Source organism: Microbacterium sp. VKM Ac-2870 (assembly GCF_015350795.1).
Taxonomy (GTDB): domain Bacteria; phylum Actinomycetota; class Actinomycetes; order Actinomycetales; family Microbacteriaceae; genus Microbacterium.
The window spans coordinates 669,336-695,841 of sequence record NZ_JADKSH010000001.1 but is presented as its reverse complement, the minus strand read 5'-3'; the positions used below and the strand labels follow the sequence as shown (position 1 = coordinate 695,841).

The 26,506-nt window shown below is 66.2% G+C and carries 28 protein-coding genes and 1 other annotated feature; of the genes, 20 read left to right on the top strand and 8 right to left on the bottom strand.

The features are described 5' to 3' along the window. Positions 1–11 precede the first annotated feature (11 nt). Entirely contained in the window at positions 12–4,967 is a 4,956-nt protein-coding gene (locus ITJ43_RS03385; protein WP_194582136.1) for an RHS repeat protein, read from the top strand. After that, on the top strand, positions 4,964–5,773 hold the full coding sequence (locus tag ITJ43_RS03380) for an Imm26 family immunity protein (RefSeq protein WP_194582134.1): 810 nt from the start codon (positions 4,964–4,966) through the stop codon (positions 5,771–5,773). Before ITJ43_RS03385 ends, ITJ43_RS03380 begins: the two co-directional genes overlap by 4 nt. Positions 5,774–6,428: 655 nt before the next feature. Here ITJ43_RS03380 and ITJ43_RS03375 read toward each other — a convergent pair. The 3 genes from ITJ43_RS03375 to ITJ43_RS15005 all read right to left on the bottom strand — a co-directional run bounded on the left by ITJ43_RS03375 (position 6,429) and on the right by ITJ43_RS15005 (position 8,503). After that, a protein-coding gene (locus ITJ43_RS03375; RefSeq protein ID WP_228495291.1) for an IS3 family transposase occupies positions 6,429–7,693 on the bottom strand; the annotation gives its coding sequence in 2 pieces (ribosomal slippage) (positions 6,429–7,390 and positions 7,390–7,693; 1,266 coding nt in all). Then, positions 7,260–7,394, bottom strand: a sequence feature (AL1L pseudoknot). (Overlaps the previous gene by 135 nt.) A 54-nt stretch (positions 7,694–7,747) precedes the next feature. Further along, positions 7,748–8,188 (bottom strand): helix-turn-helix domain-containing protein, encoded by a 441-nt coding sequence (locus tag ITJ43_RS03370; protein WP_194582132.1) that lies wholly within the window; start codon positions 8,186–8,188, stop codon positions 7,748–7,750. Positions 8,189–8,326: 138 nt separating this feature from the next. Next, positions 8,327–8,503 (bottom strand): hypothetical protein, encoded by a 177-nt coding sequence (locus tag ITJ43_RS15005; RefSeq protein ID WP_228495290.1) that lies wholly within the window; start codon positions 8,501–8,503, stop codon positions 8,327–8,329. Between ITJ43_RS15005 and ITJ43_RS15270 the strand changes: the two genes are divergently transcribed. After that, the gene (locus ITJ43_RS15270) at positions 8,420–8,878 is read left to right on the top strand and encodes a hypothetical protein (protein ID WP_323741116.1); all 459 of its coding nucleotides are present in this window, start codon (positions 8,420–8,422) and stop codon (positions 8,876–8,878) included. The genes ITJ43_RS15005 and ITJ43_RS15270 overlap by 84 nt on opposite strands. A 120-nt stretch (positions 8,879–8,998) precedes the next feature. Beyond that, positions 8,999–9,523, top strand: a complete 525-nt coding sequence (locus ITJ43_RS03360; protein ID WP_194582130.1) for a hypothetical protein — start codon at positions 8,999–9,001, stop codon at positions 9,521–9,523. A 90-nt stretch (positions 9,524–9,613) separates the two neighbouring features. Here ITJ43_RS03360 and ITJ43_RS03355 read toward each other — a convergent pair whose 3' ends face one another. Beyond that, positions 9,614–10,270 carry an FMN-dependent NADH-azoreductase gene (locus ITJ43_RS03355; RefSeq protein WP_194582128.1) on the bottom strand — a complete coding sequence of 219 codons (657 nt, stop codon included), beginning with the start codon at positions 10,268–10,270 and terminating at the stop codon, positions 9,614–9,616. A gap of 78 nt (positions 10,271–10,348) precedes the next feature. Between ITJ43_RS03355 and ITJ43_RS03350 the strand changes: the two genes are divergently transcribed. Next, the gene (locus ITJ43_RS03350) at positions 10,349–10,705 is read left to right on the top strand and encodes a winged helix-turn-helix transcriptional regulator (protein WP_194582126.1); all 357 of its coding nucleotides are present in this window, start codon (positions 10,349–10,351) and stop codon (positions 10,703–10,705) included. Positions 10,706–10,739: 34 nt separating this feature from the next. On the opposite strand, the gene trpS is transcribed toward ITJ43_RS03350, so the two are convergent. Further along, positions 10,740–11,789 (bottom strand): tryptophan--tRNA ligase, encoded by a 1,050-nt coding sequence (trpS, locus tag ITJ43_RS03345; protein WP_194582124.1) that lies wholly within the window; start codon positions 11,787–11,789, stop codon positions 10,740–10,742. A 165-nt stretch (positions 11,790–11,954) separates the two neighbouring features. Next, positions 11,955–12,530, bottom strand: coding sequence for a TetR family transcriptional regulator (locus tag ITJ43_RS03340; RefSeq protein ID WP_194582122.1), 576 nt, complete (start codon positions 12,528–12,530; stop codon positions 11,955–11,957). Positions 12,531–12,587: 57 nt separating this feature from the next. Here ITJ43_RS03340 and ITJ43_RS03335 point away from each other — a divergent pair, with 57 nt between their 5' ends. Genes ITJ43_RS03335 through ITJ43_RS03325 form a run of 3 tightly spaced genes read left to right on the top strand, consistent with a single transcriptional unit; the run spans position 12,588 to position 14,167 of the window. Then, positions 12,588–13,094 (top strand): FAD-dependent oxidoreductase, encoded by a 507-nt coding sequence (locus tag ITJ43_RS03335; protein WP_194582120.1) that lies wholly within the window; start codon positions 12,588–12,590, stop codon positions 13,092–13,094. 55 nt (positions 13,095–13,149) lie between these two features. Beyond that, complete coding sequence (locus tag ITJ43_RS03330) at positions 13,150–13,683, top strand: GNAT family N-acetyltransferase (protein ID WP_323741107.1); 534 nt, start codon at positions 13,150–13,152, stop codon at positions 13,681–13,683. Further along, positions 13,658–14,167 (top strand): ClbS/DfsB family four-helix bundle protein, encoded by a 510-nt coding sequence (locus tag ITJ43_RS03325; protein WP_194582118.1) that lies wholly within the window; start codon positions 13,658–13,660, stop codon positions 14,165–14,167. The genes ITJ43_RS03330 and ITJ43_RS03325 overlap by 26 nt, the downstream gene beginning before the upstream one ends. Positions 14,168–14,227: 60 nt before the next feature. Here the strand turns inward: ITJ43_RS03325 and ITJ43_RS03320 are convergent, their stop codons facing one another. Beyond that, positions 14,228–14,830 (bottom strand): HD domain-containing protein, encoded by a 603-nt coding sequence (locus ITJ43_RS03320; protein WP_194582116.1) that lies wholly within the window; start codon positions 14,828–14,830, stop codon positions 14,228–14,230. A gap of 201 nt (positions 14,831–15,031) precedes the next feature. Between ITJ43_RS03320 and msrB the strand changes: the two genes are divergently transcribed. The 6 genes from msrB to ITJ43_RS03290 all read left to right on the top strand — a co-directional run bounded on the left by msrB (position 15,032) and on the right by ITJ43_RS03290 (position 18,861). Then, positions 15,032–15,505, top strand: a complete 474-nt coding sequence (gene msrB, locus ITJ43_RS03315) for a peptide-methionine (R)-S-oxide reductase MsrB (protein ID WP_194582114.1) — start codon at positions 15,032–15,034, stop codon at positions 15,503–15,505. Next, positions 15,502–16,050, top strand: a complete 549-nt coding sequence (msrA, locus tag ITJ43_RS03310) for a peptide-methionine (S)-S-oxide reductase MsrA (RefSeq protein WP_194582106.1) — start codon at positions 15,502–15,504, stop codon at positions 16,048–16,050. The genes msrB and msrA overlap by 4 nt, the downstream gene beginning before the upstream one ends. Positions 16,051–16,110: 60 nt before the next feature. Then, the gene (locus tag ITJ43_RS03305) at positions 16,111–16,656 is read left to right on the top strand and encodes a hypothetical protein (RefSeq protein WP_194582104.1); all 546 of its coding nucleotides are present in this window, start codon (positions 16,111–16,113) and stop codon (positions 16,654–16,656) included. 143 nt (positions 16,657–16,799) lie between these two features. Beyond that, complete coding sequence (locus tag ITJ43_RS03300; protein WP_194582102.1) at positions 16,800–17,225, top strand: hypothetical protein; 426 nt, start codon at positions 16,800–16,802, stop codon at positions 17,223–17,225. 45 nt (positions 17,226–17,270) lie between these two features. After that, positions 17,271–17,660, top strand: a complete 390-nt coding sequence (locus ITJ43_RS03295; protein WP_194582100.1) for a hypothetical protein — start codon at positions 17,271–17,273, stop codon at positions 17,658–17,660. A 4-nt stretch (positions 17,661–17,664) separates the two neighbouring features. Further along, the gene (locus ITJ43_RS03290; RefSeq protein WP_194582098.1) at positions 17,665–18,861 is read left to right on the top strand and encodes a cation:proton antiporter; all 1,197 of its coding nucleotides are present in this window, start codon (positions 17,665–17,667) and stop codon (positions 18,859–18,861) included. A gap of 31 nt (positions 18,862–18,892) precedes the next feature. Here ITJ43_RS03290 and nrdI read toward each other — a convergent pair whose 3' ends face one another. Next, on the bottom strand, positions 18,893–19,333 hold the full coding sequence (gene nrdI / locus ITJ43_RS03285; RefSeq protein WP_194582096.1) for a class Ib ribonucleoside-diphosphate reductase assembly flavoprotein NrdI: 441 nt from the start codon (positions 19,331–19,333) through the stop codon (positions 18,893–18,895). Positions 19,334–19,417: 84 nt separating this feature from the next. Here nrdI and ITJ43_RS03280 point away from each other — a divergent pair, with 84 nt between their 5' ends. The 6 genes from ITJ43_RS03280 (at position 19,418) to ITJ43_RS03255 (ending at position 26,403) form a co-directional block, all read left to right on the top strand. Then, positions 19,418–20,359, top strand: a complete 942-nt coding sequence (locus ITJ43_RS03280; protein ID WP_194582093.1) for a hypothetical protein — start codon at positions 19,418–19,420, stop codon at positions 20,357–20,359. Positions 20,360–20,504: 145 nt separating this feature from the next. After that, the gene (adhE, locus tag ITJ43_RS03275; RefSeq protein WP_194582091.1) at positions 20,505–23,228 is read left to right on the top strand and encodes a bifunctional acetaldehyde-CoA/alcohol dehydrogenase; all 2,724 of its coding nucleotides are present in this window, start codon (positions 20,505–20,507) and stop codon (positions 23,226–23,228) included. Positions 23,229–23,340: 112 nt separating this feature from the next. Then, positions 23,341–24,240 carry a L,D-transpeptidase gene (locus ITJ43_RS03270; protein ID WP_194582089.1) on the top strand — a complete coding sequence of 300 codons (900 nt, stop codon included), beginning with the start codon at positions 23,341–23,343 and terminating at the stop codon, positions 24,238–24,240. Positions 24,241–24,325: 85 nt separating this feature from the next. Next, positions 24,326–24,622 carry a DUF1905 domain-containing protein gene (locus ITJ43_RS03265; RefSeq protein ID WP_194582087.1) on the top strand — a complete coding sequence of 99 codons (297 nt, stop codon included), beginning with the start codon at positions 24,326–24,328 and terminating at the stop codon, positions 24,620–24,622. After that, complete coding sequence (locus tag ITJ43_RS03260) at positions 24,615–25,319, top strand: A24 family peptidase (protein ID WP_323741106.1); 705 nt, start codon at positions 24,615–24,617, stop codon at positions 25,317–25,319. Before ITJ43_RS03265 ends, ITJ43_RS03260 begins: the two co-directional genes overlap by 8 nt. 79 nt (positions 25,320–25,398) lie before the next feature. Beyond that, entirely contained in the window at positions 25,399–26,403 is a 1,005-nt protein-coding gene (locus ITJ43_RS03255) for a YihY/virulence factor BrkB family protein (RefSeq protein ID WP_194582085.1), read from the top strand. Positions 26,404–26,506: the final 103 nt, after the last annotated feature.

The window sequence follows — 26,506 nt, the reverse complement described above, 5'->3', positions numbered from 1 at the left end:
GAACCAACGCAGTGGGCGCGGACGAGAACTGGTCCTACTTGGCCACCGGTGAGCTTTCCAAATACAGGACCAGCACCGGCGCAGAGCTATCCATGACGTACAGCGATGGTCGCGTGACTTCGCGCCAAGTTGTCGGAGCCTCAACCTACACATACACAGGTTACGCGTATGGTTCGAGCGGGGCGGCGAAGGGCAAGCTCGTTTCTGTCTACGACGGTCCCGTGGATCCGAAGAACGAGATAGCTGCAATCACCTACGACGCGGCCGGGCGCCCCGTAACCCTGTCGGAGGGCAAGCCTGGCAGCGAGCGCACTACAACGAAAGTGAGCTACACGAACGGCACTGAAGTGGCGTGCGATAGTTCCACCAAAGCGCCGGCGGGTCTTCCTGCGGTATTCACTGACGAGGCCGGGAACAAGACGCTCCGTACGTACACCGCAGCTGGCGATCTGTGCCGAGAGCAGGACGCGATCGGTGGGGTCAAAACTTACAGTTACGACTCTTGGGGTCGACTTCTGGCCCTCGCCCAGTCGCAATCGACGTCAACCCCGGTCGAGCAGATGACGTACACCTACGGTAACAACGGGCTTGTCGCGTCAGCGACCGGCACGATCGTGCGAGATTCGCTGTCCGGGAGCCTTCGACAGCCGAGGACGGACTATAAGTACGACCTTGATTACAACTTGATGAGTGTGACCGAGACTGACCTTCAGAGTCGGAGCAGCCGAACGACGACCAGAAGCTACGACGGATACGATCGCCTGGTCGGTGAGACGGGGCCCGATGGATCGACCCAAACCTATGTGTTCGATGCGCGCGGCAACGTCGTGGCCCGGACCGATCCGAATGGCGCTCTCATGCGCTTTGTCTATGACGCGTACGGGCGCCTGACGACGAGCGTCGCACGCTACACAGACCCAACCGGGCAGACGCAGCAGCACGATATCCAGCTTGAGAAGCGCGAGTACGACGCGAGCGACAGAGTAGTTGCCGTCACCGATGCCGCGAGTCATGTAACGAAGTACAGCTACACCGCATTGGACGATGTCGCCTCCGTCACGAGCATCGCGCAACCTTTGGCGGATGGGACCGTCAAGGACGTGGAGGTCCGCAGGAACTTCTACGACAGCGTAGGGAACCTCGGGATGGTCCAACTTGACGGTGGAGCGACAACTATCAGCCTGAGCTACGACAGCAAGCGACAGCTCAAGTCGGCCTCGACGCGAGTTTCTGGGACCACGAGGCTCGAGACCTTCACACGCGATCCCCGCGGACTAGTGACGCAGCACACTATTGGCTCCGCCACGGACGCGTATCGCACGGTTGCAACGAGCTACGACGCAGTTGGTCGTGCATCGTCAGTTACGACGTCCACGTCGCCGACGTCTAGTGACAAGGCGACTACCTGGTACCAGCGGGACTATCGCGGTGGTTTGGTCGGTGTTACCGATCCGCGCGCATCCTCTGCGGGGGACGCGGCATGGACCACAAAGTACCAACTGAACGCGTATGGACAGGTAGCGAAAGCGACCGCGCCAGCGGCCGCCAGCGGAGCATCTCCTTCCGAGACCACATATGGATACGACGCCTTCGGCCGCCTTACGACCACCGTCGGTCCAGACGGTCAGCGAGTTGACGCGGCCTACGACAGCATGGACCGAGTGCTCTCGCGCACGAGCCCCTACTTCCCGCCTCTTGCGACGAGCACTCCCAAGACCATGTTCGGGTACAACGCTGCCGGTGCCGTCACGAGTATTGTCGCGCCCGGGGGGCAGCAGACTAGTGTCGCCTACGACTCGTTAGGTCATGTCGTCAGCACAACAGTTAGCCCACGCCTAGAGGGTGACTCTAGCCGCGTCACAAAGGTGAAGTACACCGATGCCGGCGTTCCGTCGCGTCAAACAGACCCGGCTGGCAACGCGACCCTACTGTCCTACGACAGCCTTTCTCGCCTTGTTGGCACGAGTCGAACTGTAGATCTTGGTGACGGGGCGGGCACGGCTACTGTGACGACATCTCAGAGCTACGACTCGGCGGGCCGTGTCGTCGCGGTTACGGACCCGAGCGGTGGGGTTTCCCGGACGACATTCAACGGCTTCAGCCAGCCCGTCACTGTCACCGATCCTGATGGCGGAGTGACCACCAACTCCTACGACTACCTCGGCCAGCTCAGCCAGATCGTCGACCCAGTTGGCAACAAGACGGTGGTCGAGCACGATCCTCGAGGCAACGAGACTGCGGTTTCTCGCTACGACGCAACGGGCGCGCTCATGGGCACAGATGCTTACACCTACGACTTGGCAGGCAACCAGCTCAGCGCGAAGGATCCGCGAGGTAACACTCAGACCTTTACGTACGACGCACTTAGCCGTCTCATCGTGGCGAAGACCGCCGACAACGCTGCAATGACGCTCGGATACGACAAAACCGGCAATCTCACGAGCCTCACTGACCAACGCGGCAACACGACGACCGCGAGCTACATGGCGGACGGCTCCGTCAGAGATCAAACAGAACCCGCGACGACCACGTATCCGAACCTGTCAGATCGCACAACGAAATGGACCTACACACCCACAGGACTGCCAGCGACCGTGATGTCACCAGGTGGGCAGAAGGTCACAAACACGTACGACGCTGACGGTAACCTCCTTACGCAGACGGGCACAGCCGGGGCCTCATCAGTCACGAACTCGTACACATACGATGACCTCGGCAACATGCTTACGTTCTCGACGCCAACGGGTAAGCAGGCTCAGACGTTCAACCAGTCCGGATGGCTGCTGAGCTCCCGAGGGCCGTCCGGCGACACCTCCTTCACATACACGCCCGCCGGACAGCAGAGCTCGACAACTGATGCCAGCGGCAAAGCGCTATCAGAGTGGACTCCTGGGGGACGACTGGCTCGCTACACGCCCGCAGACGGACCTGCCGTCAGCTACAGTTACGACGCCGCCGGCAAACTCGTTGGCCAGGTCTGGGGCACAACACTCAACCGCGTACTCACCTACGATGGTGCCGATCGAGTGACTAGCGACACGACGAACACCGCGTCCGGCTCGGTCCTCCTTGGGACGAGTTACGCGTACGATGCCGTCGGGAATCTGACGGAGAAGACGGTTACGCCGAGCACCGTCGCGGGCGCTGGAACAACGACCTACGCTTACGACGACCGCGATCGCCTGACCTCGTGGAAGGACCCATCCGCGACGGTTCACGGTCTTATCTGGGACGCCGCGGGCAATCTCACGACAGCGGATGGGCTGACGCGGACCTACGACGAACGCAACCGACTTACGAAGGTTGGCACCTCGCCGGACATCACTTATGACGCGAAGGGCAATAACGCCAGCCTCTATACCTGGGATCCCCTCGGCAACCTCGCTGGCGACAACTCGGTCGTGTACTCCTATGACGCACTCGGTAGGCTGAGCAGCGCGGGCTCAACAACGTTTAGCTACCACGGAGCTGAACCTGATGCGGCTGGAATCGGACAAGATCGACAGGCCCGCAACCCCGAGGGCGCGCTGGTCACGACCGGCGGGAACTACGCCATTACCGATGCTCGGGGGGATGTCACCGGCTTGGTCTCTGCCTCCGGCTCTTTGACAAGCCGCAGCTATGACCCGCAAGGGCGCCTCACCGACACAAAGGGTGCTGCACAAAGTCCCCTTGGCATGCAGAACGATTACACCGCCGCGAGCGGTGCCGTCGACATGCACGCGCGCTGGTATAGCCCCTCTACGGGGGTGTTCCTCAGTCGCGATGATGCTGCACTCCCGCTGGATCAGCAGAACCGATATGCCTTTGCCGGTGGGCACTGGCCAACGACGGGCGACCCCACGGGGCATTGTTGGGGGCCAGTCGCTGTGTACTGCGGCGGCGCAGCTATCGCGGGGCTCGGTGAGGCCGCCATCTGGGCGGGTGCCGCCGTGCTATCCATCTGGGTCGGAGCGGCTGCTTGGGATCAGGCGACCCGAAACTCTGACGCGCTTCTGTCGGGAATTGGCAACATTCTCGGGCTAAACGCTCCCTCACACAGCGCGCCGGCCCAAGCAGCTTCGCCCGGCTCAACTAGCTCCGCGGCGTCCTGGGCCCCTTCTGCCACGTCCGTTGGGAGGGTGAGTGTTCCGTCCATTTCCCTTCCGCCGACGGGCGCGTCGATGGTATCGCTATCGAGCAGCATGGCGGGTGTCTCGAGCAGTATGGCCGCTCTTTCGAACTCGATGGCCGGGTTCAACTCGTCGATGGCGAACTTCAACGCATCGATGGCGGCGTTCAACGCGATAGTGGCGCAGTGGCACCAAATCGCGCCGTACACCGGCGAGCATCCGAACAGTTACATCGTCGAGAACGTCATCCCCGGGTCAGTCGCGGGGAGTGGCAGCGTCCGGATGGAGTGCGATACGGCCGGCACGTGGTTGGGCTGTGCTGCGGCAATTTCCAGCCGTTCGTTGTGCGCGCAACCCGGGAGCAGCGTCTCAATTGCTTGCGCACCAGTAGTTCCTCAGCTTTGGCAGGGTGCAGCTGGACGGGGTGCGGCCGCGGACGGCGCGATCGCGACTCACGTGGCCGGGGCGCAGTCGGCCTCGTTGCCACCGGATGGACCCGACAATGAAAGCAACATCTGTGAACCTGATGCAAAGGGCGGAACGTATGTCCTGCGCGACGCAGACGGAACCGTCGTCCGAACAGGACGAACCAACGACTTCGCAGCTCGCGAGCGGCAACACCTTAGCCAGCTCTCGGATGATCTGAGCTTCGAGATCGTGACGCGCGCAAGCGACCGAGCAACTGTCCGCGGTCTCGAGCAGCTTCTCTACGATGAATTCCCGAGCGCACAGGCCAGATACGGCGGGCTCAACAAGATCCGAGGAATCTCGCCACACAACCCCAATCTTGACTATTACCTCGACGCAGGGCGGCAGTATCTTGAGGTGTGCGGGAGGACGGGGGCAGGGCGATGACTATTGTGCCCGGAACGTGGTTCGAGGTGCCGCTCGGCGACGGAAGGTCCGCGGCGGGCCTTGTCGTTGCGATTGGCTCGACGGGAATCGGATACTTCGCCTTCTTCAAGCGGCTAGTCGAATCGCCCGTGAAGCTCGAAGACTGCGCACGTCTTGGGCCAGACGACGTGCTCTTCGCGCTTCGCACGGGAACTAGTGAGTTCGACCGTGGCGCTTGGCGGGCGCTGGGTGTGCTGTCATCATGGAGCCCACTTGATTGGGTAATTCCCCGCTTCCTGCGACGGCCAGTTCACGATGGAAAGTACTACGCGGTGGAGTACAGCGCCGACGATCCCGGTGTTGAGGTTTCCACCATTCCTGTGTCAGAGGAGCTGGCGACGGCTCTGCCACCTGACGGCGTGTGGACGGCGACAACCGCTTTGACGCGGCTCCGTCGGCACTTTCAATCAAGCGATGAAGTCGTCGACGTTTCACCCGCGCTGCCAATGGAGTACGCCCTCATCGTTGAACTCCGGGCATCGTCTCCTGCATCCTCGATCGATGAGGTCCATAAACTGCAGGACGAGATTGAGTCCGAACTCAAGGCCCTCGGTATTGGTGAGCTCGATGGTGACGAAAGCGGATCCGACGGCATAAAGCTGTTCTTCACTGGTCCAGATGGATGGAAGATCCTTGCGGCGGTTGATGCGGGGTTGACATCTGGGAAGGGCTGGCGCCCTTACTCGGCACAGGTGCGGAGCCCTCGTGGGACGGCAATCCCGCTCCGATACAATCCGCGGACCAGCCGGTGGGAGCGAATTCCGTAACGCGACGCGCGTGGCTTTGAATTCGGGCCATGGTCTTCATGCGCGATTCAAACCACCTTCCAGATTCCTGGATTGCGCAGTATCGCGCCTACGCGGGCACGGCTGGCCGACGCTGGGCGACCCAAGCCGGCACCCGGGGAGCACCATAGGCGCCACGCGAGTCGCGATGAACCTTACAGATCGTCGTCGCCGGCGCCTCGTCCGCGCATTTCCGTGAGGAGCTTCGTGATCGACTCTGCGTGGCGGAGCCAGTTCTGCAGCGTCGCTTCGCTGATACCGAAGTCGGTGGCGATCTACGTGATAGTGACGCCGCTCTCGCGACGCCGGGCGACCGCGACGACATCTTCGCGGAACTCCTTGGGGTATGGACCGGGCATGATGACATCCTTTCCGCGAGCGCCTCCCGGCACTAACGATCAGTTGTCACCGATCCGTTCCTCACGCCCGGCATCAGCCAAGAGCTGGCGGGCATTCTCGTGCCGCGTGATTGGCGAGTTATCCAGGACATGACGCACGATGTGGCGGAGGAACAGTGCTGGTGCCAACTCTTCCGGTACGTTCTCGAACGCTAGTTCGATCGGTGCCGTGGACTGAAGGCGAGCAAAGAGCTCCTCAGCATCCGAGTGAAGCGCCCTGGGTCTGATGGAGACTCGCGCTATTTGATTCCGACCAGCACATTGCGGTCGTTGGGGACAGCATAGAACGCGCTCTCGAACTCGGCGGGCGGGAGGTCGCCGAGGTAACCGTGGAGGCGCTGAGTGTTGTGCCAGTGCACCCAGCCGAGCGTCGCGAGCTCGAGGTCCTCGACGGTCTTCCACGGCCCTGATCGTGCGGGTCCGCGGACGAGTTCGGCCTTGTAGTAGCCGTTCACTGTCTCGGCGAGGGCGTTGTCGTAGCTGTCCCCGACGGTTCCGATCGAGGGTGTCGCGCCGATCTCTGCCAGGCGTTCGCCGTAGCGAATCGACGTGAACTGAGACCCCGCATCGCTGTGACAGCGCAGATCCTCGTGCCGAGCGCCGCGTGACCAGCGGGCCATCTCGATCGCGTCGAGGACCATCTCGGTGCGCATGTGCGACGCGACCCGCCACCCGACGATCATCCTGCTGAACGCGTCGATGATGAAGCACACGTATGCGACGCCGGCCCAGGTCGGCACGAACGTCAGATCGGTGACCCAGAGCCGGTTCGGTGCGGTCGCGGTGAACTCCCGCTTCACGAGGTCTGGATGCCGCGCCGACGCTGGGTCCGGCCTGGTGGTCTTAACCCGCTTCGAACGACGTGCCCCCTCGATCCCCGCCGTGCGCATCAACCTGGCGGTCTGGTCCCGGCCGATCATGATGCCCGCCCGCCGGGCAGCCTTCCAGAGCTTGCGGACCCCGTAGACCCGGTAGTTCGCCTCCCACAGCTCGACCAGCCGTGGGATCAGCTCCTCGTCCCGCACAGCGCGGGCGGACGGGGCGCGGGACTTGGCGGTGTAGTAGCTGCTCGGAGCCACCTGCAACAGTCTGCAGATGAGCTCGACTCCGAGCCGGCGACCGTCCACGAGGTCGTCCTTGTTCGCATCGACGAACGCGACTACTTCCGGTAGTGGCGGTCGAGCTCCGCCCCGAAGAAAGACGCAGCCCGCTTCAACACCTCATTCGCCCGCCGCAGCTCGCGGTTCTCCTGCTCGAGCTCACGCACCCGCTGCGCCTCGACGCTGCTCACGCCCGCCGTGAGGCCGTCGTCGATATCGGCCTGCTTGACCCACATCCGCACGGACTCGACCCCGTATCCGAGCTGCGTCGCGACGCGCTGAACCGTCCCTTGCGAGACACCGAGCTCAGCGCGCAGCGTCCTCACCATCCGCACCGCGGCGGCCTTCTCCTCGACCGAGTAGCGACGCGTCGTCGGCTTCCCATTCGCCAGTTCCTTCGGCATAACCTCATCCTCGTTTCCAAGGTCAGGAGTCTCCAACAAACTCAGGGCGCTTCATTACGCGGTCTTTGCCTTCGTCGGTTCACGCAGTGCGGCACCAGCCTTCAGGATGGCGGTGCGCATCGTCTCCTGGTTCACGTCGAGATGTTTGGCGACTTGCGAAAGTGATAGTCCTGCCTCATACAGCTGGGCTGCTTTGCTCACCTGCTCGGGACTCATCGGCTGACGCCGCACAACGACCCGGGCTTCGCGCAGGATCCGCAGAATGGTGGACTTCGCGACGCCGTACTCCTCGGCGAGCGCGGTTGACGTCTCGCCGTTGCTGTACCGGGTGACGACGGCGGCTTGTTGGTCGGCATTCAGGCGGTTCCAGCCACGCTTGACGCGAGGTCGGGACATCCGTTCATACCCGCCTTCGGAGCTTGAAATCTCGCGGATCTGAGCCGCCGTAACGGAGGCCGTCGATTTATTGGAACAGAGATAGACAATGTCGACCATATTGAGGATGTTCAAACCTCTTGGACAAAGGGACTGCCTCAGGGGTCGAAAAGAAGCCCTCCGCAGAATTGCGGGGGGCTTCTTTGCTTTTCGCGAGAGCGTGCGACTGGCTCTCACCGGGATGCTTGACGTCAGGCATCACGTCGTCGTGCCCAGCGCAACGCCGATGCCCTGCTGGTCGCCGCCAACGAGCAGTTCGCCGCGCACGGAGTCGATGTCAACGTGCGCGCAATCGCCGCGCGCCGGCGTTGGAGCGGCGACGCCGTACCGGTACTTTCCCTGCGCTCCGACCTCGTCGCCGCCGTCTTCCGACACGAGCTCGACGAGTGCGTAGCCGCCGCGCCGATCTCAGAGCAGTACCCTCCCGGGAAGGCGCTCGCCGTGTGGGGGCAGAGGTATCGCGAGTTCGTGGAGACCAAACGGGGGCTCGCTAGCGCGCTGCACTCCGGCGACCCGGCCTACGCGGCGCTCCCCGAGTACTTCCACGCGCACGCGGTTCCCGCGCTCGGCGCGCTGCTGGAGAACTCGGAACGCGCGGGGGAGATCCGCGCGAACGTCACTCCGGTCGACATGCTCGGAGCGATCTCGCACCTCTGCGTGCCCTTTCTTGGCAGCGGCAGCGACACCGCAATGAGAATGGTTGTACTCCTGCTGGACGGGCTGCGGTATCGCGGGGGCACTCACTCCTAGACACCGCTGGTCTTCGTTCTGAGCGGTCCGGCAGTGTCGATACCATGACGGAATCCACTGGCCCGACGGGGAGCGGATGCCTCGCGCATCGAGGGCCCGAAGCTTGTCTCGAGGGTGAGAATGCTGCTGCAGTACCTCACCGGTGAAGGGAGTATGCCGATGCCCCGTGTCAGTCTGTGGCTCGTCTCCACATGGGCCCTCGTGAGTTTCGGAGTGATCTTCGTCATTGGCGGTGTTCCCGACGGATTCCTCGTCCTTCGCAACGCCGCAACCTTTTCGGCAGCCGACCGGGAGTACCTCGTCGGTCAGCTTGCCCTCGTGGTTACCGTGCACGTATTCATCACCGGAGCCTTGCAGCTGTACCTGCATTCGCTCGACAGAAAAGCGCGCTGGGATCACGTCGTCTTTCTGTGGCTGTTCGTGTGGGGTTCGTTGATATGGCCGTTGACGATGTTTGGCACCGTGTACTGGTATCAGAACGACTATGAGTATCGGGGGCAAGGGAGTTGGGGGATCATCACGGAGCTCTCGTTTTTCGCGGTTCCCCTCAGTATTTTGGCTTTCGTTCTGATGATGGTCCGGGAAGTCTTGACGGGGCGGAGTGCTCGCGCGCCCTCGTCACCGTCGGCTGGTACCAGAGCGTGATGTGAGCGGTGACCTGCCCCGTGACATCGCTGCCCGGCGAGGGTGGGGCCGCGCACCCGACGGCCCCCACCCCGCGCCTCCACGCCGCCGTCAGGCGGCCGATGAGCGCCTCGTCGCGGCCACCTCGCGCCCGTACGCCACGGCGTCGGTTTCCGCCTTGGCCTTGAGTGCCGCGGCGGCATCCGTGAACGCGTCCAGGGCCGGGTTTACGCCCACGAGCGTGAACGGGCGCTCGACGACGCGCAGTTCGAGTCCCCACACGTCGGCGAGCACGCGGCGCAGCCACGCCGTGGAGTGATCCCAGCCTTCTTTCGGCGTTCCCGGCGCGTAGTTGCCGCCGAGCACCGTGACGAGGGTCGCGGGCTTTCCCCGCAGCGCGGTGCCCTGAGGGTCGATACGCGGATCGGTGTGCGCCAGGTCGAACCACGTCTTGACGTGCTGCGAGACGCCGTAGTTGTAGAGGGGAATCGCGAAGAGCAGCGCTTCGGCGCCGATGAGCTCATCCGCCAGCGTCGCCGCGAGGGCTCGTGCCTCGCGCTGCCGCTCGGTGCGCTCGTTGTCGCCGACGAATCCTGCGGTGACGGCATCCGCCCAGGCGGTCGCCGGGATCGGGTCGGCGGCGAGATCGCGTCGCGTGACGACCGAATCGGGGTGGGCGGTAACCCACTCGCACTCGACGAGGTCGGCGAGCGACCTGCTGGCACTCGTGGCGGGCAGAATGCTGGCATCCAGACGGAACAGCGACATATCACTCCGATCGTAAAATGATAGTCGCTAGGAAAAACAAAGCGACTAGCGAGAATGTAGCACGACTAAGATGGGCTGATGGACGACGCGACGGGGGATGCCGAGCACGGGGCATGCGACGCTGCGGTGACGCTCGCCTTCTCGGTGCTCGGCAAACGGTGGAACGGGATGATCCTGTCGTCTCTGGGGGCGGGAGTGACGACGTTCGTCGGACTCCGCCGGGCGGTATCGGGCATCAGCGATGCGGTGCTCTCCGACCGTTTGACGGAACTCGCCGGGGCGGGACTTGCCGTGCGCACCGTCGACCCCGGCCCGCCCATCTCGGTCTCGTACGAACTGACCGACGCTGGACGGCGTCTCCTGCCCGTGCTCGACGATCTCGGCGCCTGGGCGTGGGAGAACCTGGCGCCTACGGGGATGAGCAGCGACCGTTAGCGCGAACGGTCCGTCGCTGCGACGGTGGCCATCGTCAGCGCCTCAGGTAGTGCATCCCCATCCGGTCGCGGACTTCTCCGAGCGTCTGATCGGCGATACCGTTGGCACGGTCGATACCGACGCGGAGAACGGACTCGATCACGTCGGGGTCGGTCGCCAGCGCCGACCTCCGACGCCGATGGTCCGCAAAGCGCTCGTTCACCGCCTCCGTCGCTACCCGTTTGAGCTCGCTGCTGCCCCGATCTCCGATCTCGTCGGCGATGACCTCCGTCGGCGTTCCGGTGCAGAGGGACGCCGTCGTCAGGAGCGCCGAGACGCCCGGACGCGCGACGGGATCGAAAGCGATGCGGCGCTCGCCGTCGGTGCGGGCTCGTCGGATCACCGCGGCGGTCTCGTCCTCGGTCATCCCCAGCGCGATGGCGTTGCCGTAGCTCTTCGACATCTTCCGTCCGTCGACCCCGGGCACCTCCGGTGACGCAGTGACGAGCGGCTCCGGCTCGGGGAAGACGGTTCCGTAGCGCTCGTTGAATCGCCGCGCGATGGTCCGCGTGATCTCGACATGCGGGAGGTTGTCTTTGCCGACGGGCACCAGGTTGCCCTTGCAGAACAGGATGTCGGCCGCTTGGTGCACGGGATAGGTCAGCATGAGCCCGCTCAGGGCGCGACCGGACGCCGCCGTCTCCGCCTTGACCGTCGGATTGCGGTGCAGCTCTGCCTCTGTCACGAGACTCAAGAAGGGCAGGACCAGCTGGTTCAGTGAGGGCACGGCCGAGTGCGGGAAGATCGTCGTCTTTGCCGGATCGAGGCCCGCCGCCAGGTAGTCGAGCACGGCGTCACGAACGTTCGCGCCTACGTCGCGTGCGGTGTCCCGGTCGGTGATGACCTGGTAGTCGGCCAGCACGAGGAAGATCTCGACGCCGCGAGACTGCAGTGTGACCCGCTCCAAAAGTGTTCCGAAGTAGTGACCGAGGTGCAGTCGTCCGGTCGGGCGCTCTCCGGTCAGCACGCGGAAGCGTGAAGGCTCGGCCCGGATACGGTCGTCTAGGTCGGTCATCCTGGCCTGAGTCGCGGCGAATGAGTCCATGAAGGGAGTCCTTTCCGAGGAGAGGACTGCACGGAGAGACCGCGGGATTGCGAGCTGCCGTGCAGCCCGCGAACATGCGTCACCTGGCTGCTATTGCAGCCACCACCACGAGGAGCTCGATGTGCGCATGAGCAGATGCTAACCCGCGATGCGGCGACGTGTTCATCACGGCGCGTCGATGACCGCTTGCAGTGCGGCCCCCAGTCGGGTCGCCGCCTCCTCATCGCCGAGATCGACAAGAGGATCGAACCCGATCACGTAGCGGCCGAACGCGTAGCCGAGAATCTGCGACGAAACGAGGCTCGCCCGCATCGCGTCATCCGACCCCTCCTGCGACAAGAAGGGCAGCACCTGCGCGGCGAACACGGAGCGTACGCGGGCCGCCGCTCCCTGCTCATCCTGCGCGGATGCTCGCAGCAGGATGCGCAGCGCGCGCCCGGGGGTCTCGCTTTCCCAGAGAGACACCGCATGCCGGGCGAGCGCATGGCCGAGTTGCCCGTGCGGTACGGCATCCATCTGCGGGAGGTCGAGCTCGATGCTGGTGGCTTCGAGGAAGAGGGCTTCCTTGCTCCCGAAGTACCGGATGATCATCGCCGCATCGATGGCGGCATCCTTCGCGATGGCCCGCACGGTCGTCTTCTCGAACCCGTCGGACTCGAATCGCTCGGCGGCGGCGCGGAGAATCGACGCGCGGGATCGGCGGCCCTTCTCGGTCGGGGAGGGCGTGTCGGAGCGCGTCATTCCCCCAATTTAGCAACATGCGTAGACTTTTGGCGACGGGAGTGCAAATGTCAACGCATGCTGACTTATCCTTCTCGCACTTCCGACGTCCTCATCATCGGCGCCGGGCCCGTCGGCCTCGCCGCGGCGCTCACGTTGCGGCGCCGCGGAGTGAACGTGCGGATCGTCGATGCGGCACCGCGGGGTGCGTCGACATCCCGCGCCGCCGTGATCCACGCGCGGACGCTCGAGGTGCTCTCGACCATCCACATGGCGACGCCCATCGTCGAGGAGGGGATCGTGGTGCCCGACTTCACCGTGCGCGACGGCACGCAGACGCTCGCGCACCTCGACTTCCGGGGGTTGCAGACGCCCTACCCGTTCACTCTCATGCTGTCGCAAGCGCGCATCGAAGAGATGCTCGCGGCCGCCCTCGCGGCGTGGGGTTGCGAGGTGGAGAGGGAGGTCGAGTTCGATTCGTTCGCCGAGCTGGAGTCGACGCGCCGTGCGATGCAGCTCGTCTTTCGTGAGTCCGCAAGGCACGAGCGGTCCTTCTTCGCCGCCGATCGACGTCCGCGATCGTGATCACGCGGTGAGAACATGGGCCAGAATCTGATGGAGAGCGTGCAGCAGCTGCTCGGTGGATGATCGGAAGGCTCTCATGCTCTGGACTCTCGCGCTCACCCCGTTCGATGACGCCGACGCCGACCGCCTGCGTCGCGCCCAGCGGGAGGAGCTCGACGCGCGCTACGGGTCCGACGATCACGAACCGGGCGTTGCGCCATCGGCGGGCGACGTGCCGGTCTTCCTCGTCGCGCGCGACGAACACGGCATCCCGATCGCCTGCGGCGGACTGCGCCCGCTGTCGGACGACGTGCTCGGTCCCGGAGTCGTGGAGATCAAGCGCATGTACGCGGCGCCGTGGGCGCGTGGAACAGGGGTCGCCACCGCGATCCTGCGCGGTCTGGAGGAGGAGGCTCGGCGTCTCGGAGCGCAGCGCGTCGTCCTCGAGACCGGTACGGCGCAGCCCGATGCGATGCGCTTCTATCGGCGTGAGGGTTACGAGCCCATCCCGCTCTTCGGCGCGTATATCGGCTCCGAGGTGTCGGTGTGCTTCGGTCAGGATCTCACGCGACGCGGAGGACGACGTGACGGTTCCGACGACCAAGGCTGAGCTGCTGGAGGCGGTCGTCGATGGGTACGAGAGGCTCGCGCGCGACCTGGATCGCGTCCCGGCGGAACGGGCTCGAGATCTGACGATGCCGGGCCACGTCGCAGGCACGATGATGAGCCCGGCCGATCTGGTCGCCTACCTGATCGGTTGGAACGAGCTCGTTCTCCGGTGGCATCGTCAGCGCGATGCCGGCAGGGAGCCCTCCCTTCCGGCAGAGGGCTTCGCGTGGAATCAACTGGGACAGCTCGCTCATCGGTTCTACGCCGACTGCTCGACACTGTCGTGGGAGGAGCTGTTGATCCGATTCGAGAGGGCGAACCACGATATCGTCGCGCTGATCCGAAGACTCAGCGATCGAGATCTCTACGGAGCGAACTGGTACGGAACATACACAGCCGGCCGGATGATCCAGCTCAACACGTCGTCGCCGTACGCGAATGCGCGCCGCCGGCTCCGCGCCTGGCTGCGCGAGAACGGTCTCTGATCTGATGCACGCTGTCGACGCCTGATCAGAGCTCGCGGCGGACGGGCGTTGCATGCCCTGCTACAGGCGCTCCAGCGGGTTGGCCGCGAGTTTCGCGACGACACCGCCCTCGACGAGGCGCCGGGCGGCGGTGTCGGGCTTGCGTGCCGCCTGGTCGACGACGCAGGCGCCGAACTCCGCGGCGAGCGCTCCCCGGGGATAGACCGCGAGCACCTCGCGGCGGAACGCTTCGGGAAGCGCCTCCGGCCTGGCACCCGAGATATCGAGCCCCGTCGCGACCTCCAGGAGGTAGCCCTCGGCATCCATCGCCGGATCGACCCGCGGCCAGTTGTGACGCACGATCACATCGAGCACGCGGGCGCGACGCTCCGCGGGCCATCCCGCGCCCGCCGTGAGTGCGACACCCACGTGACCGCCGGCGTGCTCGTACGAGATCGTGTGGTTGTCGAACGCGGTCACGGTGCCGATGTCGTGCAGCACGGCGGCGACATACAGCACCTCGTGATCGACATCCGCGATGCCGTCGATGCGCGCGAAGGCTTCGGCCCAGATCCACGAGCGCAGCGCGTGCGCGGTAATGGCGGGCGACTGGTAGTGCCGGGCGAGCTCGAGTGCACCCCGCGCGGCGAGGGTGTCGGGCGCGCGGAAGTCAGTGAGGTGCATGCCTTCAGTCTCGCGATCGCGGCGTCGGGGGAGGATGCCGCGGGCGGCCGAGCCTCGTCGCTTTCCTGCCAATGCCGCTCACGGTCGAAAGACCCCGACAGCACAACTCACAGCCGGCACCCAGCCTCATGGGACCAAAACCGGCGCATCCTCTGTTGGAACCAGTGACGCCGCAGCCAGCGGTGTCGCAGAGGAGACATCATGTCGAAGGACTACCGCAAGACCCCCGAGGCGCTCAGTCGCCTCACCGATCAGCAGTACGCCGTGACGCAGGACGAAGGCACCGAGCCGCCGTTCCGAAACGCCTACTGGGATCTGCACGACGACGGCATCTATGTCGATGTCGTTTCCGGCCAGCCGTTGTTCGCATCGACTGACAAGTTCGACAGCGGCACGGGGTGGCCGAGCTTCACCCGACCCATCGACCCGGATGCCGTGGTCACCGCGACCGACCGCACCTTGTGGATGACCCGCACCGAGGTACGTTCCGCGGGCGCCGGCAGCCACCTCGGACACGTGTTCGACGACGGCCCGCGCGAAGAGGGAGGCCTGCGCTACTGCATGAATTCCGCCGCGTTGCGGTTCGTGCCCGCCGATGAGCTCACCCAGCAGGGATACGGTGAATATCTCGACCGATTCCCCACCCACACCACTACTCAGGAGGATGCAGAATGACCAGCGGAGCGAGCGACACCGGAGCCGTGAACCAACCGACCGGCACCGAGACCGCGGTTCTCGCGGGCGGATGCTTCTGGGGCATGGAGGATCTGATCCGCCGTCAGCCGGGTGTGATCAGCACCCGCGTCGGCTACACCGGGGGACAGAACGACCACGCGACGTACCGGAACCACCCGGGTCACGCCGAGGCCGTGGAGATCGTGTTCGATCCGAGTGCGACCACGTACCGCGACATCCTGGCGTTCTTCTTCCAGATCCACGACCCGTCGACGCTCAACCGTCAGGGCAACGACATCGGGTCGAGCTACCGCTCGGCGATCTTCCCCGTCACGCCCGAGCAGGAACGGGTCGCCCGCGACACGATCGCCGACGTCGACGCGTCGGGTCTGTGGCCCGCGCCCGCGGTGACGACCATCGAGCCCCTGGCGCCCTTCTGGGAGGCCGAGCCCGAGCACCAGGACTATCTCCTGCGCTACCCGAACGGATACACGTGCCACTTCCCCCGGGCCGGATGGGTTCTGCCTGCGCGGGCCGACGCCTGATCGACGGAACGGACGCCCCGAAGCTGTGAGGTGCACATCTTCGGGGCGTACCGTCAGGCCATGAGCGCACAGAGCACGACGAGAAATCCGTCCGACAGTGCCGTACTCGGCCTGGGGGCGGTCTTGGCGGCCTCGTTGCCGTCTGCTCTGATGACCGTCGACGCCCCTTCCCGATACACCGTCGAGGCGGTGTTCACTCGGCGCCCGCAGCGCGAGGAGATCGCCGACATCATCGGCGCCGATACGCGCGAGTTCCTCTCCCGACGGGGCTACACCGAGGTCGAGCTCGCGGTCTCCGATCGCCGGATGGAGATCGCGAACACCAGTCTGGAAGAGCTCCGCGACGGCCTCGGCGCCGCCCTCGCCGAACTGCTCGCAGCGATCAGCACGCACGCGCAAGAGCGCCGCGCGGCGGCCGCTCTCCGCGACGAGAAGACGGCCGAGAGCGAGAGGGAGCGGGCCGAAGCCGTGGTCGCGCTCGCCGCATCGGTAAGGTTCGAAACCGAGCGGCCTCGCGCCTCCTCGTCGAACGCGGACAATCAGCGGGGCATCCGGTCGGAGGATCGGATCGGCCAGTGGACTGACGACGGCGGCCATAGTCAATAGGCCGCTCCTCGGGCACATCTCTTCCACGGCGACCGCCGGCCGGACGGTGAGGGCGACGCGGTCAGCACTCCCACAGGCCCGTGTGACACGGTAGAGACATGCTCCGCTGCGGTGATGGCATGCCGACCTGAGAGGAAGGTGCCATGCCAGCGTGGTGGGAAGAAGTGCTCCATATCGTGATCGGTCGAGTCAGCCGGCACGACGATCTGCCTGATCTACGCGGACTTGAGACCCGAAGGGTCGCCCTCGAGAAGACGCACTTCCTCGTCAACGACCGCGAGCGACGGGGTGATGAGCGGCGCACGTATGTGATGCGCCACGTGGCCTCTACCCGCCACGACGCGACCACCGTGACGGTGTCGTCCAACGGCCGTGGCGTCGGCGCGTTGCCGCCCGATGCCGCCGTTTCCATCGCCCCGCTCCTGCATCGCATCGGCGGCGCGGCGATCATCAACGGCGCGGGGTCGCGAGCGGGGAGCATCCGCCTCTGGGTCGACCTGCCCACCGCTGCCGCGCTGGGTGACTTCGCTCGTCAACGCGAGGATGTCGCGGTCGCGCAGGACTCGTGACGCGTCGTGCCCGTCGCTGACGCAGCGGCAGAGCACAATGTCCTCATGGCCGACCCCATCTGGAAGAACGACCCCGACGAGCACGACTTCCCGGCGGCGGAGGACTACCTCCGACTCGTCGCCGATCCCGGCCGGGCTCGCTCACTCGTCGCCGCCCTTCGCACGAGGGCGACAGTGGTGAAGAAGGCGAAGGACATCCTCCGTGCGGCGAACCTGCCGCTGCTTCCCACCGACAACCCGCACGTCGCCGACGACCTCCGCAAGGTGCGCGCGGGAAAGCCGCTGTCACCGGTGCTCATCGTGCACGGGGACCTCACGCGCGGTCTGCCCGCGCAGATCGCCGACGGTTATCACCGCGTCTGTGCCAGCTGGTACCTGGACGAGAACACCGAGATCCCGTGCCGCATCGTCGGGCCCGACGCCACCGCGGTGTGAGCGCGTGAACCTGCAGACGCTCGCGCTGATCGGCGCCGTCGCTCTGCTCGGGCCGCTGCTCGCGGCGAGCAGCCGTTGGCGCATTCCCGTCGTGATCGGCGAGCTCGTCGCGGGCATGATCATCGGCCGAACGGGACTGCACCTCGTCGACACGACCGATGCCACCTTCAGCTTTCTTGCGACGCTCGGCTTCGGCCTCACGATGTTCGTCGCCGGCACGCACGTCCCGGTGCGCGACGCGCGGTTGCGGCCGGCGCTCGGACGCGGTGCCGTGCATGCCGTGATCGTCGGTATCGTGGCTGCCTTCGCCGGATGGGGCCTCGCTGCGGTGTTCGACACCGGTCATGCGGCGGTGTACGCCGTCGTGATGGCGTCGTCATCGGCTGCTCTCGTTCTGCCGGCGGTGCAGCAGACCCGTCTCGGCGGCGCGCAGCTGCTGCCGACGATCGCGCAGGTCGCGATCGCGGACACGGCGTGCATCCTGGTGCTGCCGCTGGCCATGGATCCCGAACGCGCCCCCGTTGCTGCTCTCGGCGCGCTCGCGATCGCGACCGTCGCCATCGCGCTCGCCCTCATCCTCAGGTGGGCTGATCGCGGTGACCGGTGGAAACGGCTGCGCGAAGCGAGCAAAAGGCATGAACTCGCCCTCGAGCTGCGTGTGAGCCTCGTACTGGTCTGCGCCCTCGGCGCGCTGGCCACCGTCTCCCACGTATCGGTGCTGCTGGCGGGATTCGCCGGCGGCCTCGCGGTGGCCAGCGCGGGGGAGCCGCGACGCCTCGCCCGCCAGCTCTTCGCCGTCACCGAGGGGTTCCTCTCACCGCTGTACTTCGTCTGGTTGGGCGCGTCCCTGTCGTTCGTCAGTCTGCTGGAGACACCCGCGTACTTGGCCCTCGGGCTGCTGCTGGGCGTCGGTGCGGTGAGCGCGCACCTGGTCGGTGTCCTGCTGCGACAGCACGCGCTCTGGTCGATCATCGCGGCGGCTCAGTTGGGGGTGCCGATCGCCGCCGCGACCATCGGCGCCGATTCGGGCCTGCTGAACGCGGGAGAACAAGCGGCACTCGTGCTCGGGGCGATCGTGACGATCGTCGCGCTCGCGGCATCCGCCGCCGTCGCCGCACGACGCACATCGTTCCGTGACGACGTGCCGGATGCCGCGGTGCCGGGGGCCGCCGCGACGGCGGTCAGCCCGCCGTCCCCGTGAAGGATCGCGCGCTCGTCGCGGTCTGGTCGCCTCAGCCGGCGTTGCGCACGTCGTCGAGCGCCTCGTCGAGGCGGGCGAGGATGTCGGCGCAACGCGCGACGTCCTCGCGCGTTCCCGACAACTCGAACTCGAACAGCACGGGACGCCGTGACGCCTGAGCCAACTGCCTGGCGGCGGCCTGGTAATAGTCGCCGAAGTTGCGGTTGCCCGAACCGATGATGCCGACCATGCGACGGCGGGTCATCGGCGAGCGCAGGAAGGCCCGCACACCGGCGGGCAGCGTGACTTCGTCGGCGTTGCCGGCCTTGTACGACGGCGTGAGCAGAACCCAGGGGCCGCTCGGCTCGCTGCGGCGCACATCGGAGCGGGCGAGGTTGAGCACCCGGCGGCCGTCGATCCGCGCGAGAGCCTCCGCGAACCGGCCGGTCAGGTTCGACGAGGAGGAGTAGTAGTACACGGGGATCTTCCGCATGTGGCAAGTCTCATCGGATGCGGCTGCGCCTGCTCGGCGCATGGGCGTGACAAACCGATTCGCGGCGTCAATACACTGGCCGCCATGGCTGTCAGGGTGCGCAGGGCCGCTCCGCATCGCGGACGCGGGGTCATCGTCGTCGTGACGGTCGTTGTCGTCGCGCTGATCCTCGCCGCGATCGTCGTCTGGCTCCTGCCTCGAGGCGGAGCCGACACTTCGCCGCCGCCGGCGGTCACGGTGTCGCCGCCGTCGGCGGTCACGGTCTCCGTGCAGCAGGACCGCCTCGACATCGCCCGCGGTGTCATGACGATCGACGTACACAACGGCGGGGATGCCGCACTTCAGGTGTCGGGAATCGTCTACTCCGATCCACGGTGGTCGTCGGCCCTCGAGTGGTCGGGAACGATGGAGGTGCCGGCCGGGCGCGCGCGGTCGCTGGGTGTGACCCTGCTGCAGCCGCGGTGCGACACCGACGGATCGACCGTGCCCGCATCGGCGCCGACCGGCTTCGCGCGGCTGACGTTCGGAGCGGGCGACGCTGCCACGCAGGCGGATTACGTCGTCGACGATCCGTATGGATTCGTCAGCCGCTCGGTGCAGACCGGGTGCTTTGCGGCGCGGCTCGCGCAGACGGCCGATATCGAGTTGGTGAGCGTGTCTTCCCGCGGCTCGGGGGCCGACGAGGTCGCCACGATGACGGTGCGCGTCGCCAATCACGGAGATCGGCCCGTGCGGGTGGATTCGATCAAGAGCACGACGTTGCTGCAGCCTGCGGCGGGAGCGTGGACCTGGGCGCCGGCACTCACCGTCGCGGCGGGCACCGAGGCGACGATCGAACTCGATGCCGTCCCGGCTCGCTGCGACATGCACGCCGTCGCCGAAGACAAGATCGGGACGCGGTTCGACACGACAGTGTCGGTGCTCTCCGACCCGGTCTCCACGGGCACGATCACGCTGGTGTCCACCGACGAGCAGAGGGCGCGCTTCTACGAGATGGTGGCGTCCAACTGCGGCTTCGCCCCTTAATCACGGCGACTCCGAAGGGGGAGTGCGCTCGCATCTTGTGTGGTCAGACCACATGTGCCATACTGATCTCAGACAGGCCCGAGAGCCCTCGGACCCGGAAAGCGATGACGCGGACATCGTGTCCGCGCCGGGTAGGAGACCCACAATGTCCACCTCGATCGATGCTCTGGTCGAAGGCGCACAAACGGCGCTCGCAGAGTACGCATCTTTCACGCAGGAGCAGGTCGACCAGATCGTTCGCAAGGCGAGCGTCGCGGCCCTGCACTTCCACGGCGAACTCGCCCTCATGGCGGTCGAAGAGACCGGCCGAGGCCTGTTCGAGGACAAGGCCGTGAAGAACATGTTCGCCTGCGAGCACGTGACGAACTCGATCATCAACCAGAAGACCGTCGGCGTCATCTCGCACGACGAGATCACGGGCATCACCGAGATCGCCGACCCGGTGGGTGTCATCTGCGCCCTGACCCCGGTCACCAACCCGACGTCGACCGCGATCTTCAAGTCGCTCATCGCGCTGAAGACGCGTAACCCCATCGTGTTCGGCTTCCACCCCGCCGCGCAGAAGTGTTCGGTCGCCGCCGCGAAGATCGTTCGTGACGCCGCCGTCGCTGCCGGTGCGCCCGCCAACTGCATCCAGTGGATCGAAGAGCCCTCGATGGAGGCATCGGGCGAGCTCATGAACCACCCGGGCGTCGCCCTCATCCTCGCCACGGGCGGCAACGCGATGGTCCGCGCCGCCTACTCCTGCGGCAAGCCCGCCCTCGGCGTCGGCGCCGGCAACGTGCCTGCCTTCATCGAGCGCACCGCCAAAGTGGGCCGTGCCGTCAACGACATCGTCCTGTCGAAGTCGTTCGACATGGGTATGGTGTGCGCCAGCGAGCAGGCTGTCATCCTCGACGAGCCGATCGCCGCCGAGGCGCTCTCCGAGTTCGCACGGCTGCACGCCTACCTGGCGACGCCCGACGAGAAGCGGATGCTCGAGGAGTTCATCTTCGGTGTCGCGGCGTTCAGCGAGAACTGCGCAGGCGCCAAGCTCAACCCGACCGTCGTCGGACAGTCGCCGCAGTGGATCGCCGAGCACGCCGGCTTCACTGTTCCGGAGAACACGTCGATCATCCTCGCCGAGGTCTCCGGTGTCGGCCCGCACGAACCGCTGACGCGCGAGAAGCTCGCCCCGGTGCTGGCCGTGCTGCGCGCGGCGAGCCCCGCCGAGGGCATCGACCTGGCTCGCCAGATGGTCGAGTTCGACGGCCTCGGTCACTCCGGTGCCATCCACTCCAACGACCAGGACGTCATCGCCGAGTTCGGCAAGGTCGTCAAGGCCGTCCGCATCATCGAGAACAGCCCGTCGGCACTCGGCGGCATCGGTGACATCTACAACGCCTTCATGCCGTCGCTCACCCTCGGCTGCGGCTCCTACGGTCACAACTCGGTCTCCAACAACGTCTCGGCGGTGAATCTCTTGAACGTCAAGCGCATCGGGCGTCGCAACAACAACCTCCAGTGGTTCAAGATCCCCGCGAAGACCTACTTCGAGCCGAACGCGATCCGCTATCTGGCCGACATGCGCGGCCTGGAGCGCGTGACGATCGTCACCGACGAGACCATGACCAAGCTCGGCTACGTCGACAAGATCATGGACGTGCTCAACCGCCGCGAGAACCGCGTGCAGGTGCAGCTCATCAGCACCGTCAAGCCGGAGCCGAAGGTCTCCGAGGTCCGCGCGGGCGCCGAACTGATGCGTCAGTTCCAGCCCGACACGATCATCGCCCTGGGCGGTGGCTCGCCGATGGATGCCTCCAAGGTGATGTGGCTGCTCTACGAGAACCCCGAGATCGAGTTCTCCGACATGTGCGAGAAGTTCTTCGACGTGCGCAAGCGCGCGTTCAAGTTCCCCGAGCTCGGCAAGAAGGCGAAGCTCGTCTGCATCCCGACCACGTCGGGCACCGGTAGCGAGATGACGCCGTTCGCCGTCATCACCGATGACGAGACCGGCATGAAGTACCCGCTCGCCGACTATGCGCTGACCCCCTCGGTGGCCATCATCGACCCCGTGCTCACCAAGATGCTCCCCGGCTTCCTGGTCGCCGACGCGGGCTTCGACGCCCTGACCCACGCCACCGAGGCGTTCGTCTCCGTCTATGCCAACGACTACACCGATGGTATGTGCCTGCACGCGATCAAGCTCATCTTCGAGAACATCGAGCGCAGTACCAAGGCGCAGCCGAACTCGACGGATGCCGAGGACATCAAGGCCCGCGAGAAGATGCACAATGCGGCATCCATCTCGGGTATGGCGTTCGGCAACGCATTCCTCGGAATCGTTCACGCGATGGCGCACGTGACGGGCGCGACGTACCACCTGGTACACGGCCGCACGAACGCGGTCTACCTGCCCCACGTGATCCGCTACAACGGCACCGTCCCGACCAAGCTCACCAGCTGGCCGAAGTACGAGCGCTACATCGCTCCCGAACGGTTCCAGGAGATCGCCAAGCACCTGGGCCTTGCGGCATCCACCCCGGAGGAGGGCGTCGAGAGCTACGCCCGCGCCGTGGAGGAGCTGCGCGACCGCGTCGGCATCGAGCGTTCGTTCCAGCAGCAGGGTGTCGATGAGACCGTCTTCATCGCCGGTCTGCAGGATCTCGCCCTGGCCGCCTACCGCGACCAGTGCGCGCCGGCCAACCCGCGCATGCCCATGATCGAGGACATGAAGACCCTCATGGAGGCGGCCTACTACGGCACGTCGTTCGACGAGGTCCGCGCGGCGCGCAAGGTCGCCCACGCGGAGAGCGAGGCCGTCACCGGCACCGTTCGCACCACGGCACCCGTGAAGGGTGCGGCCAAGAAGGCCAAGGCCAGCGCCTGACCGACGCTGCAGAGCGAAGGGGGCCGGGGGAGCATCCCCGGCCCCCTTCTTCGTGCGATTTCATATCGTTCTGCCGCTACCCGTGTTCATCCGCGGTCCGTACCCTGGGTGCATGCACCGCATCCGCCGCGCACGGTTCGGGGACATCGCCCCGTGGCTCGTGACGGCGTCCGCGGTGGTGCTCGCTCTGGCGGGCGCCACCGCGATGATGCTCGGTGTCGGCGGCGAGCGTCCGGATGATCGGGTCCTTCCGGCGGTGGCGCCGGCGACCGTGCCACCGACATCCGCAGCCCCCGCGGATGCGCCGGCGAACACGACGGCCTACGACATCCGCACCCTGCGTCCGATCGACGTGTGGTCCGTCACCCCTTCCATCGCGGTCGACGACGCGCCTTTTGCCGCGATGACGGGCGAGCTCGCGCGCCCGCGCAGCGGCGCGCCGATCTTCGCCGACCCTGCCGGACAGCCGGTCGGCTACCTGCCGCGGGATGCCGCCTACGGCGGAACCACGGTGCCGGTCGTGGCGCACCAGACGAACTGGGTCAAGGTCCTGCTCGCGGGTCGTCAAGGCGTGCCGCCGGAGGGCAATCCGGCCCAGACCGTGGGGTGGCTGCGCGTTGCCGACGTGGACATCACCCCGGTGCAGGCCTACGTCGACGTGCACCTGGCCGATCACACGATCGACATCGTGTCGGCGTCCGGCGTGGAACGCGTCGCCAACGACTTCGCGTGGGGTACGCCGTCGACACCGACACCGGTGGGGCGCACCTTCGTCATGCTCACGCGAGTGGTGCCGCAGTTCGCGTATACGCAGGGGCACCCCCTGGTGTACCTCGGCGTGCAGTCGACGTCGATGGCGGGCTTCGACGGCGGCACCGTGGCGGTGACCGCCTTCCACTACTACCGAGAGCGCTCCGGTGCGAACTCGTTCGGGTGCGTCTACCTCGACGGTCCGAGCGTCGACCGTCTCGCCCAGTTGGCGCCGGGAACTCCCGTCGTCATCTATCCGTAGGAGTACAGACGAACGATACCTGCCCAGCTTTTTCGGCTCTCACAGTCGTACATCCTAACGATTCCAACCGCGCTAACATGACCGGATGCGCATCCAGTTCGAGGCAGAGATCTTCCGCTGGTCCGCGCGCGAACAGGACTGGTACTTCGTCGCACTGCCGGAGGAGTTCAGCGCCGACGTCAAGGACGTCGCGCACCCTCCACGAGGATTCGGCGCAGTCCGCGTGGAAGCGGTCATCGGATCGTCCCGGTGGCGAACCTCGATCTTCCCCGACAAGCAACGCGGCGCGTACGTCCTGCCCCTGAAGCGCGCGGTCCGCGACGCGGAGGGCGTGGAGGGCGCCGGCACGGTGACAGTCGAGCTCGAGGTGTTGGGTGTCTGAGGGGGCGCTTGTCGCGATCGCGGGAGTCTCCGGCCTCATCGCGGGTCTCGGCGTCGACACGCTGGTTCTCCGGGTGGTGCCCTCCGGCCCGCCTCGTCATAGCCGGCCTCGCGCGCAGCGTGCGGTGGTCGTGGCCGCGACGGGCGTCGCGTTCTCGCTCGTGATGATGTGTGCCCTCCGCAGCGCCGGATGGGGACAGGCGCGCGCGGGGGAGTCGTCGATCGCGTTCGCGCTCTCCACCGCGGCCTATCTGCTGATCGCGTCCGCCGGCATCGCGCTGACGCTCGTCGACGTGCGCACGCACCGCCTGCCCAACGTGATCGTCCTGCCGCTGCTGGCGGCGACCGTCGCGCTGTTCGCGGCATCCTGTCTCTTCGGTGCTCCGTGGAGCGCGCTCGTTCGTGCGGTGTCGGCCGGTGCTGCGCTGTTCGCGTTTTTCGCCGTGCTCCGCGCCGTCGGACGGGGTGCCATGGGCGGCGGCGACGTCAAGCTCGCCGCTGTCGTCGGCATCGCGCTCGGCTGGATCGGATGGCATGCGGTGCTCGCTGGCACTCTCGCCGCCTTCGTCCTCGGCGGCCTCGTCGGGCTCGCGCTCATCGTGACGCGACGCGCCACCCGTTCGACCGCGATCCCGTTCGGCCCCTTCCTCGTCGCCGGCACGTGGGTCGGCATGCTCACGGCCGACGGCGTGCTCTGACGGGAGTGATCCGGCGCGGCCGTCGACGGCGCTGTCAAGGCCCTCCGGCGGGATTGTCGCGCCGCATATCCTGGGCGGCATGGACATCTCCCGCGTCATCGCCCGCGCCCTGTCGCTGACGCCCGTGCGTGCCTTCCTGCGCTACAGCGAACGCCGCGGCGCCATGCTCGCCGACAGCGTCACCTACCGCACTCTTTTCAGCATCTTCGCCGCGGTCCTGCTCGGATTCTCGCTCGCCGCGCTCTGGCTGTCGGGCGACTCAGAGGCATGGTCGGCCCTGGTCGCCGCGGTCGACCGAACGATCCCGGGTCTCGTCGGCGAGGGCGGCCTCATCAAGGTCGACAACATCGCCCTGCCCGTCGGCCTGTCGATCGCGGGGGTATTCTCGCTCGTGGGTCTCGTCGGCGCGGCGATCGGCGCGATCGGTTCGCTGCGGACGGCGATGCGCCTCCTGTGCGACAAGCTCACCGACGACGTCCCGATCTGGCTCGTGCTGCTGCGCAACGTCGCTCTGGCCATCGGTGTGGGCGCAGCTCTGATCGCCTCGGCGGCGGTTACCATGCTCGGCACCGCGGGTCTGGGAACGGTCGCCGGGTGGCTCGGCCTCGCCGGTGACGACCGCGCGCTCGCGTGGGGCACGCGCGCACTCGCGATCCTCGTCACGTTCGTGCTGGATGCCGCCGTCATCGCCGTCCTGTTCCGGGTGCTCTCGGGAGTGCGGGCGCCCGCGAAGGCGCTCTGGATCGGGTCACTCCTCGGTGCCGTCGGCCTCACCGCGCTGCAACTGCTGTCGGGTCTGTTCATCGGAGGAGCGGCGTCCAATCCGCTCCTCGTGTCGTTCGCGTCGCTGATCGCGCTGCTGCTGTGGATCAATCTGTCGGCGCAGGTCATCCTGATCGCCACGTCGTACATCTTCACGCTCGTCGAGGAGCAGAGCGACCGCGTTCGCGCCCGCCACGGCGCGCGCACCTTCGCCCAACGCCGTGTGCAGACGGCGGAGAACGCGATCGCTCTCGCGACCGCGGAGCTCGAGGCGGCACGCCGCGCCGAACAGCAGGAGCGAGTCGCGTCCGCGCGACCGTGACTGACGGTCGTGTAACGGCCAGGTAAGGGCCTCGTGAAAACAGTGGCGCCGATGTGCGCCGGACGCGGGCTCCCATTAGCGTGTGAACTGTGTCAGAACCCGA